This window comes from Mycobacterium sp. E787 (assembly GCF_001668725.1).
Lineage (GTDB): Bacteria > Actinomycetota > Actinomycetes > Mycobacteriales > Mycobacteriaceae > Mycobacterium.
Map to the genome: position 1 here is coordinate 121,307 of NZ_LZKL01000025.1, position 12,611 is coordinate 133,917.

At 68.7% G+C, this 12,611-nt stretch carries 10 protein-coding genes; 8 read left to right on the forward strand and 2 right to left on the reverse strand.

What is annotated here, in order from left to right:
* The first annotated feature begins 16 nt into the window (after positions 1-16).
* Positions 17-826, forward strand: a complete 810-nt coding sequence (locus tag A5705_RS04680; RefSeq protein WP_067880934.1) for an enoyl-CoA hydratase — start codon at positions 17-19, stop codon at positions 824-826.
* A gap of 18 nt (positions 827-844) precedes the next feature.
* Positions 845-2,473, forward strand: coding sequence for an ABC-F family ATP-binding cassette domain-containing protein (locus tag A5705_RS04685; protein ID WP_067880936.1), 1,629 nt, complete (start codon positions 845-847; stop codon positions 2,471-2,473).
* A gap of 140 nt (positions 2,474-2,613) precedes the next feature.
* On the opposite strand, the gene A5705_RS04690 is transcribed toward A5705_RS04685, so the two are convergent.
* A complete protein-coding gene (locus A5705_RS04690) occupies positions 2,614-3,228 on the reverse strand; it encodes a TetR/AcrR family transcriptional regulator (protein WP_067880939.1) in 615 nt (204 codons plus the stop codon).
* A gap of 12 nt (positions 3,229-3,240) precedes the next feature.
* Positions 3,241-6,051, reverse strand: a complete 2,811-nt coding sequence (gene acnA, locus A5705_RS04695; protein WP_067880942.1) for an aconitate hydratase AcnA — start codon at positions 6,049-6,051, stop codon at positions 3,241-3,243.
* Positions 6,052-6,359: 308 nt separating this feature from the next.
* Here acnA and A5705_RS04700 point away from each other — a divergent pair, with 308 nt between their 5' ends.
* The 6 genes from A5705_RS04700 to A5705_RS04725 all read left to right on the forward strand — a co-directional run bounded on the left by A5705_RS04700 (position 6,360) and on the right by A5705_RS04725 (position 12,543).
* Positions 6,360-6,908: a DUF6676 family protein gene (locus tag A5705_RS04700; RefSeq protein WP_067880945.1), complete on the forward strand. Its 549-nt coding sequence runs from the start codon at positions 6,360-6,362 to the stop codon at positions 6,906-6,908.
* 239 nt (positions 6,909-7,147) lie between these two features.
* Complete coding sequence (ripA, locus tag A5705_RS04705; RefSeq protein ID WP_067880948.1) at positions 7,148-8,581, forward strand: NlpC/P60 family peptidoglycan endopeptidase RipA; 1,434 nt, start codon at positions 7,148-7,150, stop codon at positions 8,579-8,581.
* Between the two features lie 24 nt (positions 8,582-8,605).
* Positions 8,606-9,340: an NlpC/P60 family peptidoglycan endopeptidase RipB gene (gene ripB / locus A5705_RS04710; RefSeq protein WP_067880952.1), complete on the forward strand. Its 735-nt coding sequence runs from the start codon at positions 8,606-8,608 to the stop codon at positions 9,338-9,340.
* A gap of 121 nt (positions 9,341-9,461) precedes the next feature.
* On the forward strand, positions 9,462-10,592 hold the full coding sequence (locus tag A5705_RS04715; RefSeq protein ID WP_067880955.1) for a MoxR family ATPase: 1,131 nt from the start codon (positions 9,462-9,464) through the stop codon (positions 10,590-10,592).
* Positions 10,589-11,539: a DUF58 domain-containing protein gene (locus A5705_RS04720; RefSeq protein WP_067880958.1), complete on the forward strand. Its 951-nt coding sequence runs from the start codon at positions 10,589-10,591 to the stop codon at positions 11,537-11,539. The genes A5705_RS04715 and A5705_RS04720 overlap by 4 nt, the downstream gene beginning before the upstream one ends.
* Positions 11,536-12,543 (forward strand): VWA domain-containing protein, encoded by a 1,008-nt coding sequence (locus tag A5705_RS04725; protein WP_067880961.1) that lies wholly within the window; start codon positions 11,536-11,538, stop codon positions 12,541-12,543. Before A5705_RS04720 ends, A5705_RS04725 begins: the two co-directional genes overlap by 4 nt.
* Positions 12,544-12,611: the final 68 nt, after the last annotated feature.

Below are 12,611 nucleotides of genomic sequence, written 5' to 3' on the forward strand. Positions count from 1 at the left end.
GCGTTACCTTTCACGGGTGAGTCTGGTACTGGTAGAGCAACCGCGGCCCGGTGTCGCGCTGATAACCCTCAATCGGCCCGAGCGGATGAATTCCATGGCGTTCGACGTCATGGTCCCGCTCAAAGAGGCCCTTGAGCAGGTCACTTACGACAATTCCGTGCGCGTCGTCGTGTTGACCGGGGCGGGTCGCGGATTCTCTTCCGGCGCCGACCACAAGTCCGCGGGCACCGTGCCCAACGTCGACGGGTTGACCCGCCCGACGTATGCGCTGCGGTCCATGGAGGTCCTCGACGACGTCATCCTGGCGCTGCGGCGCCTGCATCAGCCCGTGATCGCCGCGGTCAACGGCGCCGCGATCGGCGGTGGGCTGTGTCTGGCGCTGGCCGCCGACATCCGGGTGGCCTCGACCAGCGCTTACTTCCGCGCCGCGGGCATCAACAACGGCCTGACCGCCAGTGAGCTGGGATTGAGCTACCTGTTGCCCCGGGCCATCGGGTCGTCGCGCGCGTTCGAGATCATGCTGACCGGCCGCGACGTCACCGCCGAGGAGGCAGAGCGGATCGGGCTGGTGTCGTGTCAGGTGCCGGAGGGGCAGCTGCTGGACACCTGCTACGCCATCGCCGCACGAATCGCGGCTTTCTCACGGCCGGGGACCGAGTTGACCAAGCGCACACTGTGGAGCGGGCTCGACGCCGGTAGCCTGGAGGGGCACATGCAAGCCGAAGGCCTGGGACAGCTCTTCGTCCGCCTGCTCACCGCCAACTTCGAAGAAGCGGTTGCCGCGCGCGCAGAGAAGAGGCCGCCGGTGTTCACCGACGACAAATAGCCAGCTAGGAGAGCAATCGTGATCACGGCCACGGACCTCGAGGTCCGCGCTGGTGCGCGCATTCTGCTCTCCCCGGACGGACCGGACCTGCGCGTGCAGCCCGGTGACCGCATCGGGCTGGTCGGCCGCAACGGCGCGGGCAAGACCACCACCCTGCGCATCCTGGCGGGCGAGAGCCAGCCGTATGCGGGATCGGTGGTCCGCAGCGGCGAAATCGGTTATCTGCCACAGGATCCCAAGGAAGGCGATCTCGACGTGCTGGCCCGCGACCGGGTCTTGTCGGCGCGCGGATTGGATGTGCTGCTCACCGACCTGGAGAAGCAGCAGGCGCTGATGGCCGAGGTCGCCGACGACGACGCGCGGGACCGGGCGATCCGTCGCTACGGGCAGCTGGAGGAGCGGTTCGTGGCGCTGGGCGGGTACGGCGCGGAGAGCGAGGCCAGCCGCATCTGCGCCAGCCTCGGCCTGCCGGAACGCGTGCTGACGCAGCAGCTGCGGACGCTGTCCGGCGGGCAGCGCCGCCGGGTGGAGCTCGCGCGCATCCTGTTCGCCGCGTCCGACACCGGCGCCGGATCGTCCACCACGCTGCTGCTGGACGAGCCGACCAACCACCTCGACGCGGACTCGATCGGCTGGCTGCGGGACTTCCTGCGCGGCCACAGCGGCGGGCTGGTGATCATCAGCCACAACGTCGAGCTGCTCGCCGACGTCGTCAACCGGGTGTGGTTCCTCGACGCCGTGCGCGGCGAGGTCGACGTCTACAACATGGGCTGGCAGAAGTACCTGGACGCCCGCGCCACCGACGAGCAGCGCCGGCGCCGGGAACGCGCGAACGCCGAGCGCAAGGCCGCGGCGCTGCGCACGCAGGCCGCGAAGCTCGGCGCCAAGGCGACCAAAGCCGTTGCGGCCCAGAACATGTTGCGCCGCGCCGACCGGATGATGGCCGCGCTGGACGAGGAACGCGTCGCCGACAAGGTCGCGCGCATCAGGTTCCCGACCCCGGCCGCGTGCGGGCGCACACCGCTGACGGCCTCGGGGTTGAGCAAGGCGTACGGATCGCTCGAGGTGTTCGCCGGTGTCGACCTGGCCATCGACCGCGGCTCCCGCGTGGTCGTGCTGGGCCTCAACGGGGCGGGGAAGACCACCCTGCTCCGCATCCTGGCCGGCGTCGAGAGCCCCGACACGGGGGCCGTCGAGCCCGGACACGGTTTGCGGATCGGCTACTTCGCGCAGGAGCACGACACCCTCGACAACGACGCGACCGTGTGGGAGAACATCCGGCACGCCGCGCCCGACACCGGCGATCAGGAGTTGCGCGGCCTGCTCGGCGCCTTCATGTTCAGCGGTCCGCAGCTCGACCAGCCCGCGGGGACGCTGTCCGGCGGCGAGAAGACCCGGCTCGCGCTGGCCGGTCTTGTGGCGTCCACGGCCAACGTGTTGCTGCTCGACGAGCCGACCAACAACCTCGATCCCGCGTCGCGCGAACAGGTGCTCGATGCGCTGCGCAGTTATCAGGGCGCGGTGGTGTTGGTGACGCACGACCCGGGCGCGGCCGAGGCCCTCGACCCACAACGCGTCGTGCTGTTGCCCGACGGCACCGAGGATCACTGGTCCGACGAGTACCGGGATCTCATCGAGCTGGCCTGACGCCAATTTCGACCAAAGCCGCCCGCGACCGGCAACGGCTTCTTACGCTATGTGCCTGGGGGCGCAGTCCGGGGGCGGAGGGTCTCAACCACACTTCGGCTCGGCGCGCGAGTCCACGCGAGCGTAGCGTCACTGCGAAATCAAGTCCCCTCATTCGCAGTGGCGTTGCGTTTGCGCCCCGGATTACCAGAACCGTTGCGCCGCACGGACTTTTCCACCAGGTCGAGGACGGCGGCCAGTCGCCCGGGGTCCTCGCCGGACGCCAGCCGGGCCACCAGGCCGTCGAGCACCAGTTCCAGGTAGCACTGCAGGACGTCGCCGGGGACGTCGTCGCGCACCCGGTGCGCCTCCTTCTGCCGGCGCAGCCGATCGGTGGTCGCCGCCGCCAGTTCGGCGGAGCGCTCCGCCCAGCCCCGGCTGAACACCGGGTCGTTGCGCAGCTTGCGGGCGATCTCCAACCGGGTGGCCAGCCAGTCGAACTGGTCCGGCGCGGCGAGCATGTCGCGCATCACCTGGATCAGACCCTCGCGGGACGCCACCTCCGCCATCCGCTCGGCGTCCTCGTGCGCCAGCGCGAAAAACAAAGCGTCCTTGTCCCGGAAGTGATGGAAGATCGCGCCCCGCGACATCCCGACCGCCTTTTCCAGCCGACGGACCGTGGCCTTGTCGTAGCCGTACTCGGCGAAGCAGCGACGGGCACCGTCGAGGATCTGGCGGCGGCGAGCCGCCAGATGGTCCTCGCTGACTTTGGGCACAGGCGCTGTCGGCTATGACTTGAGCATGTTGCGCAGCACGTACTGCAGGATGCCGCCGTTGCGGTAGTAGTCGGCCTCGCCGGGCGTGTCGATGCGCACCACCGCGTCGAACTCGACCGGATCGCCGGACTCCTTGGCGGCCTTGACATGCACCGTCTTCGGCGTCTTACCGTCGTTGAGCGCCTCGATGCCGGTGATGTCGAACACCTCGGTGCCGTCCAGCCCGAGGTCTCCCGCCGTCTTGCCCTCGGGGAACTGCAGCGGGATGACGCCCATGCCGATCAGGTTGGAGCGGTGAATGCGCTCGAACGACTCGGCGATCACCGCCCGCACGCCCAGCAGCAACGTGCCCTTGGCCGCCCAGTCGCGCGACGAACCGGACCCGTATTCCTTGCCGCCCAGCACCACCAGCGGAATGCCTTGTGCCGCATAGTTTTGCGCGGCGTCGTAGATGAACGCCTGCGGGCCGCCGTCCTGGGTGAAGTCGCGGGTGTAGCCGCCGGCGACGTCGTCGAGCAATTGGTTGCGCAGCCTGATGTTGGCGAACGTGCCGCGGATCATCACCTCGTGGTTGCCGCGCCGCGAACCGAAGGAGTTGTAGTCCTTGCGGTCGACGCCGTGCTCGTCGAGGTACTGTGCCGCCGGGGTGCCCGGCTTGATGCTGCCGGCGGGCGAGATGTGGTCGGTGGTCACCGAGTCGCCGAGCAGGGCGAGCACGCGGGCGCCGGTGATGTCCTTGATCGGCTCCGGGTCGGCCGACATGCCCTCGAAGTAGGGGGGCTTGCGCACGTACGTCGAGTCCGGGTTCCACTCGAAGGTGTTGCCGCTGGGCGTCGGCAGGTTGCGCCAGCGCTCGTCGCCCTTGAACACGTCGGCGTAGTTCTTCGTGAACATCTCCTGGCTGATCGCCGACGCGATGGTGTCCGACACGTCCTTCTGCGACGGCCAGATGTCCTTGAGGAAGACGTCGTTGCCCTCCTTGTCGGTGCCGAGCGGCTCGCTCTCGAAGTCGAAGTCCATGGTCCCGGCCAGCGCGTAGGCGACCACCAGCGGCGGCGACGCCAGGTAGTTCATCTTCACGTCCGGGTTGATGCGGCCCTCGAAGTTGCGGTTGCCGCTCAGCACAGCCGCCACCGAAAGGTCGTTGTCGTTGATCGCCTTGGAGATCTCGTCGGGCAGCGGGCCGGAGTTGCCGATGCACGTGGTGCAGCCGTAGCCGACCAGGTAGAAGCCCAGCTTCTCCAGGTAGGGCCACAGGCCGGCCTTGTCGTAGTAGTCGTGCACCACCTGCGAGCCGGGCGCCATCGTCGTCTTCACCCACGGCTTGGAGGTCAGCCCCTTCTCCACGGCGTTGCGGGCCAGCAGGGCCGCGCCGAGCATCACCTCCGGGTTGGAGGTGTTGGTGCACGACGTGACCGCGGCGATCACCACCGCGCCGTGGTCGAGCACGAACTCGCCCCGTTCGTCGGACTTGACCGTCACCGGGTTGCTCACCCGGCCCTTCGCGTGCCTGGCGGCCGACTCCACCTTGGGCGCGTCGTCGGCATGCCCGTTCTCCAGCGCCCCCGGGTCGCTGGCCGGGAACGACTCGTCGACCGCCTCGTCCAGCTTCGAGTAGTCCTTCTTGTCGGGGTCGTCGCCGACGTAGCCCGGAATCTGTTCGCGGAACGTGGCTTTGGCGTCCGACAGGGCGATGCGGTCCTGCGGTCGCTTGGGCCCGGCGATCGACGGCACCACGTCGGACAGGTCGAGTTCGAGGTACTCGGAGAAGGCGGGCTCGCGCTTGGGGTCGTGCCACATGCCCTGCTCCTTGGCGTAGGCCTCGACCAGCGCGAGCTGCTCGGGCTTGCGGCCGGTGAACTTCAGGTAGGAGATGGTCTCCTCGTCGATCGGGAAAATCGCTGCGGTGGAACCGAATTCGGGGCTCATGTTGCCCAGGGTGGCGCGGTTGGCCAGCGGTACCTCGGCCACGCCCTCGCCGTAGAACTCGACGAACTTGCCGACCACGCCGTGCTTGCGCAGCATCTCGGTGACGGTCAGCACCACGTCGGTGGCCGTGACGCCGGCCTGGATCTCGCCGGTCAGCTTGAAGCCGACGACCCGCGGGATCAGCATCGACACCGGCTGACCGAGCATCGCGGCCTCGGCCTCGATGCCGCCCACGCCCCAGCCCAGCACCCCGAGGCCGTTGACCATCGTGGTGTGGGAGTCGGTGCCCACGCAGGTGTCGGGGTAGGCCACCCCGTCGCGCTCCATCACGACGCTGGCCAGGTACTCGATGTTGACCTGGTGCACGATGCCGGTGCCCGGCGGCACCACCTTGAAGTCGTCGAATGCGCCTTGGCCCCAACGCAAGAACTGGTAGCGCTCGCCGTTGCGCTGGTATTCGATCTCGACGTTGCGCTCGAAGGCGTCGGCCCGGCCGAACAGGTCGGCGATCACCGAGTGGTCGATGACCAGATCGGCCGGCGCCAGCGGATTGACCTTGGCCGGGTTGCCACCGAGGTCGCCGATGGCCTCGCGCATGGTGGCCAGGTCGACGATGCACGGCACGCCGGTGAAGTCCTGCATGACGACGCGCGCGGGCGTGTATTGGATCTCAATGCTGGGCTCCGCCTTGGGATCCCAGTTCGCGATGGCCTCGATGTGGTCCTTGGTGATGTTGCTGCCGTCCTCGTTGCGCAGCAGGTTCTCCGCCAGGACTTTGAGGCTGTAGGGGAGTTTCTCGGTGTTGGGGACGGCGTCGAGCCGATAGATCTGGTAACTCTTGTCGCCGACCTCGAGGTTGTCGCGGGCTCCGAACGAGTTCACAGAATCAGTCACTTCAACTCCCAAGGATTAAGTTCTCCCGCCGACGGGCCATGTCGGCGGCGGTGCTACTTTAACAGTACGCTTGTCCTGCATTACGGGCGGCACCCCATGGTCCAGTCTTGTCGCGTGCGCCGCGCGTTTAAACCCCTGGAACCGAAGTCGCGTACGGGCGGGCCGCTCGCCGAGACATAACACACCGCGACCGGGATCGGCGCGTCGTGTGCGAGGTTTACGTGTCGTGGAAAGCCGCGCGCGATGCGGCCGGGTGAAGTCGCGTACGGTGCCTGTAGCGCTGGGGTGCCAACGGGCAGGAGGGACACATGACCGGTCACGATTCCGTCGTGCTGCCGCTCTACATTCCGCAGGACGTCGACATGACGGCGATCAAGGCTCAGGTCGCCGCCGCCGGCGTCAGCGCGCCACCCGAGGCCATGCCCGGCCTGCTCGATGTGGTCAACCAGGCGCACGCCGACGGCATCAACCTCAAGATCGTGCTGCTCGACCACAACCCGCCCAACGACACGCCGTTGCGCGACATCTCCACCGTGGTCGGCGCCGACTACCACGACGCCACGGTGCTGACCCTCAGCCCCAGCTACGTCGGCACCTACAGCACGCAATTCCCGCGCGTCACCCTCGAGGCCGGCGAGGACATCGCCAAGACCGGTAATCCGGTGGTCTCGGCGCAGCACTTTTTGCACGAGCTGCAGTCGCCGGAATTTCCCTGGACAGGCCTGACCATATTTCTCTTGATCGCCGTCTTCGCGGCGGCCGCCGGCACCCGCTTCCTGCAGTTGCGCAGCCGCCGCGCAGCAACGCCGGCCGGTGCCCCCGGAACAACGGAGCAAGCGCCCACTAACGGCGCCTGACACGGGCATCCGGGTCGGGCCACCGCCTCGATCGGACGCCCGCGGCCCCCCGCGGCAAACGGGCCAGGTCACCATTCGGTCACATTAAACGCACGTCCAGAGTGCAGTTTGTGACTAACGTTTCCACGGCGTCTTATGTGACGTACGGTGCAAATGATGCCCGTGTTGTTCCTGGCGCTTTCTAGATATCCCTGCCTGGCGCCGCCCGTCCGCGTTGAGCCGTAGGAGACCTGAGCCGAATGAGACGTACCCGCTGGGGCTTCTCCTCGCGACCGGCCGCCCGGCTGGTCCGGCCGGTCGTACCGTCGCTGCTCAGCGTGGCGATGCTGGTGTGCACACCGGGCCTGGCGGACGCCGACCCCGCCGCCGACAGCCTGGCCGCCCTGATCGCCAACGTGGCCAAGGCCAATCAGCGCCTGGAAGACCTGACGGCCGAGATTCAGACGGAACAGGAAAGCGTCAACAAGGCCCTCGTCGACGTCGAGACCGCGCGGGACAACGCGGCCGCCGCTCAGCACGACCTGGAGGCCAGCCAGCGGTCGGTCACCGACGCCAACGCCGCGATCGCCGCCGCGCAGCACCGGTTCGACACGTTCGCGGCGGCCACCTATATGAACGGCCCGTCGGGCGGCTACCTGTTGGCGAGCAGCCCGGAAGACATCATCGCGACCGAATCGGCCGCCCGGACCCTGACCGCCAGTTCCCAGGGGGTGATGGACAAGCTGCAGCGGGCCCGCACCGAGCAGGTGAACAAGGAGTCCGCGGCCCGGCTGGCCAAGCAGAAGGCCGACAAGGCCGCGGCCGACGCCAAGGCCAGTCAGGACGCCGCGGTGGCGGCGCTCACCAACTCCAAGCAGAAGTTCACCGAACAACGCGAGCAGGCCGCGCGCCTGACCGCCGAGCGCGATGAGGCGCAGGCCAAGCTCGAGGCGGCCAAGCTGCAATGGTCGGCGGGCAAGGGCGGCGCCGCTGTCCCCGCCTCGGGCGACCGGTGGGATCCGGGCGCCCCGGCCGGTGCGTCGCCCGGTCGCGGACGGCAGTGGGACGGGCTGTGGGACCCGACGCTGCCGATGGTGCCCAGCGCCAACGTGCCCGGTGACCCGATCGCGGTGATCAACCAGGTGCTGGGCATCTCGGCCACGTCGACGCAGGTCACCGCCGGCCTGGGCCGCAACTTCCTACAACAACTCGGCATCCTCAAGCCCGACGACACCGGCATCACCAACGCCAACCCGGGCGCGACCGCCGGGCGGATCCCGCGGGTCTACGGGCGGCAGGCCACCGAGTACGTGATCCGCCGCGGCATGTCGCAGATCGGCGTGCCCTATTCCTGGGGCGGCGGCAATGCGGCCGGGCCGAGCAAGGGCATCGACTCCGGCGCCGGCATCACCGGGTTCGACTGCTCGGGCCTGGTCCTCTACTCGTTCGCCGGCGTGGGCATCAAGCTGCCGCACTACTCCGGTTCGCAGTACAACCTGGGCCGCAAGATCCCGTCGGCGCAGATGCGCCGCGGCGACGTCATCTTCTACGGCCCGGGCGGCAGCCAGCACGTGACGATCTACCTCGGCGACGGTCAGATGCTCGAGGCCCCCGACATCGGTTTGAAGGTCCGCGTTGCTCCCGTGCGCACCAGTGGGATGACGCCCTACGTGGTCCGCTACATCGAATGGTGACGACCGAGTACTGAACGAGGAGCTATGCGGCACAAGCGTTTTCGCCTGATAACCCTGGCCTGGGTCACCGCGATGGTGGCCGGGCTGATGTTGGCTGTCGCCGCCCCGGCACCCCCGGCCGTCGCCGATCCCGGGCAGTGGGACCCGACGCTGCCGGCCACGATCAGCGCCGGCGCCCCGGGCGATCCGCTCGCGGTCGCCAACGCGTCCTTACAGGCCACCGCCCAGGCCACCCAGACCACGCTGAACCTGGGTAAGCAATTCCTCGGCGGCCTCGGGATCAACCTCGGCGGCGATCCCGCCCCTGCCGCGGCGACCCCCACCAATCCCGGCGGCAAGATCCCCCGCGTCTACGGCCGGCAGGCGATCGAGTACGTGATCAAGCGGATGGGGTCGCAGATGGGCGTGCCGTATTCGTGGGGCGGGGGTGCGCTGGACGGGCCCAGCAAGGGCGTCGGCGATGGGGCCAATATCAACGGGTTCGACTGCTCGGGCCTGATGCGGTACGGCTTCGCCGGGGTCGGCGTGCTGATCCCGCGGTTCTCCGGTGACCAGTACAACGCCGGACGCCACATCCCGCCCAACGAGGCCCGGCGCGGCGACCTCATCTTCTACGGGCCGAACGGTGGCCAACACGTCACGATGTATCTCGGCAACGGCCAGATGCTCGAGGCGTCGTCACTGGCCGGCAAGGTCACCGTGAGCCCGGTGCGCAAGCCGGGCATGACGCCGTTCCTGACTAGGATCATCGAGTACTGATCGCGGCGCCGGCGAGCCATCAGCCGGGCGAGCGTCGACGGAAACCGGCAGGCCTGGAATAGTTGGACGAGGGCACGTCGCTGCCCGGCAGTCGTGTCCGAATGAGCGTGGAGGGTTCTTGATGACATCAGCAGGTGGGCCGCCCCCGGGCGCCAGCAGTTACCCGGGCCAGGGCGGGCCCTCCGGCCCGCCCGCCCACGAAGCGCCTCCCGGCGGCGGTAATGGCCTGGCCGCCGAGGTGCACACGCTGGAGCGGGCCATCTTCGAGGTCAAACGGATCATCGTCGGCCAGGACCAGCTCGTCGAGCGGATGCTGGTGGGCCTGTTGTCCAAGGGCCACGTCCTGCTCGAGGGCGTGCCCGGCGTCGCCAAGACGCTGGCCGTGGAGACCTTCGCGAAGGTGGTCGGCGGGACGTTCGCCCGCATCCAGTTCACCCCCGACCTGGTGCCCACCGACATCATCGGTACCCGGATCTACCGGCAGGGCAAGGAGGAGTTCGACACCGAGCTCGGGCCCGTGGTGGTCAACTTCCTGCTCGCCGACGAGATCAACCGCGCGCCGGCGAAGGTGCAGTCGGCGCTGCTCGAGGTCATGCAGGAGCGCCACGTGTCGATCGGCGGCAAGACCTTCTCGCTGCCCAACCCGTTCCTGGTGATGGCGACGCAGAACCCGATCGAGCACGAGGGCGTCTACCCCCTGCCGGAGGCGCAGCGCGACCGCTTCCTGTTCAAGATCAACGTCGGCTACCCGACGCCCGAAGAGGAGCGGGAGATCATCTACCGGATGGGCGTCAAGCCGCCGGTGCCCAAGCAGATCCTGAACACCGACGACCTGCTGCGGTTGCAGGACATCGCGTCCAACGTGTTCGTCCACCACGCGCTCGTCGACTACGTCGTGCGCGTCGTCACCGCCACCCGTCACCCCGAGCAACTCGGCATGAACGACGTCAAGACCTGGATCTCGTTCGGCGCCTCCCCGCGTGCCTCGCTGGGCATCATCGCGGGCGCGCGCTCGCTGGCGCTGGTCCGGGGCCGCGATTACGTCATCCCACAGGACGTCGTGGAGGTCATTCCCGACGTGCTGCGGCACCGGTTGGTGCTCACCTACGACGCGCTCGCCGACGAGATCTCGCCGGAGATCGTCATCAACCGCGTGCTGCAGACGGTGGCCCTGCCTCAGGTGAATGCCGTTCCGCAGCAAGGCCATTCGGTGCCGCCGGTGATGCAGACCGTGGCGGCCAGCGGTCGGTGACCGATGACAAGCCGGCGGTGCGCCATCCGCCCTCGTTCCAGCGGGGGCAGATCGACGACCCGAAGCTCACCGCGGCGCTGAAGACACTCGAGCTCACGGTCAAACGCAAGCTCGACGGGGTGCTGCACGGCGACCACCTCGGCCTGATCCCGGGGCCGGGCACGGAGCCGGGGGAGTCGCGCGAGTATCAGCCCGGCGACGACGTCCGCCGGATGGACTGGGCGGTGACCGCCCGCACCACGCACCCGCACGTCCGGCAGATGATCGCCGACCGCGAGCTGGAGACGTGGATGGTGATCGACATGTCGGCGAGCCTGGACTTCGGCACCACGGTCTGCGAGAAGCGCGACCTGGCGGTGGCGGCCGCGGCGGCGATCACCTACCTCAACAGCGGCGGCGGCAACCGGATCGGCGCGCTGGTCGCCAACGGCGCGACGATGACCCGCATCCCGGCGCGTTCCGGGCGCCAGCACGAGCAGACGCTGCTGCGTACCATCGCGACGACGCCCAAGGCGCCGGTCGGGGTTCGTGGCGATCTGGCGACGGCCATCGATGCGCTGCGCCGGCCGGAACGCCGCCGCGGAATGGCCGTCATCATCAGCGACTTCCTCGGCCCGATCAATTGGATGCGCCCGCTGCGGGCGATCTCGGCCCGACACGAGGTGCTGGCCATCGAGGTGCTCGACCCGCGCGACGTCGAGCTGCCTGACATCGGCGACGTGGTGTTGCAGGACGCCGAAACCGGCGTCACGCGGGAGTTCACCATCGACGCGCAGTTGCGTGACGACTTCGCCAACGCGGCCGCGGCGCACCGCGCGGAGGTGTCCCGCACGGTCCGCAGCTGCGGGGCCCCGGTGCTGACGCTGCGCACCGACCGCGACTGGATTGCCGACATCGTGCGCTTCGTGGAATCCCGTCGGCGGGGGGCGCTGGCGGGGCGGCAGTGACGTTGCCGCTGCTGGGCCCGATGTCGCTGTCGGGCTTCGCGCACTCGTGGTTCTTCCTTTTCCTTGTCGTGGTGGTCGGGTTGGCCGCGCTGTACATCGTGCTGCAGCTGGCGCGGCAGCGGCGGATGCTGCGGTTCGCCAACATGGAGCTGCTGGAAAGTGTTGCCCCGCAACGGCCGTCGCGATGGCGGCACGTGCCGGCGATCCTGCTGGTGACCTCGCTGGTGCTGTTCACCATCGCGATGGCGGGGCCGACGAACGACGTCCGGATTCCCCGCAACCGCGCGGTGGTGATGCTGGTGATCGACGTGTCGCAGTCGATGCGCGCCGCCGACGTCCCGCCGAACCGGATGGCGGCCGCTCAGGAGGCCGCCAAGCAGTTCGCCGACGAGCTGACCCCGGGAATCAATCTGGGGCTGATCGAGTACGCGGGCACCGCGACCGTGCTGGTGTCCCCGACGACCAACCGGGACGCGACCAAGAACGCGCTGGACAAGTTGCAGTTCGCCGACCGCACCGCCACCGGGGAGGGCATCTTCACCGCGCTGCAGGCCATCGCCACGGTCGGCGCGGTGATCGGCGGCGGCGACACGCCGCCGCCGGCCCGGATCGTGCTGTTCTCCGACGGCAAGGAGACTATGCCGACCAACCCGGACAACCCGAAGGGCGCCTTCACCGCCGCGCGCACCGCCAAGGACCAGGGCGTGCCGATCTCGACGATCTCGTTCGGCACGCCGTACGGGTTCGTCGAGATCAACGACCAGCGCCAGCCCGTTCCGGTCGACGACACCACCATGAAGAAGGTCGCCGAGCTTTCCGGTGGGAATTGGTACAACGCCGCGAGCCTGGCAGAGCTGAAGGCCGTCTACGCGTCGCTGCAGCAGCAGATCGGCTACGAGACGATCAAGGGCGACGCCAGCGCGGGCTGGCTGCGGCTTGGCGCGCTGGTGCTGGCGCTCGCGGCGCTCGCGGCGCTGCTGATCAACCGGCGCCTGCCGACCTGACGTTTCCCTCTCGCCGAGCGTCTTGCTCGGGTCCGCGAGCGTAACCAGGTTGCGGTTTCTGGCTTTGG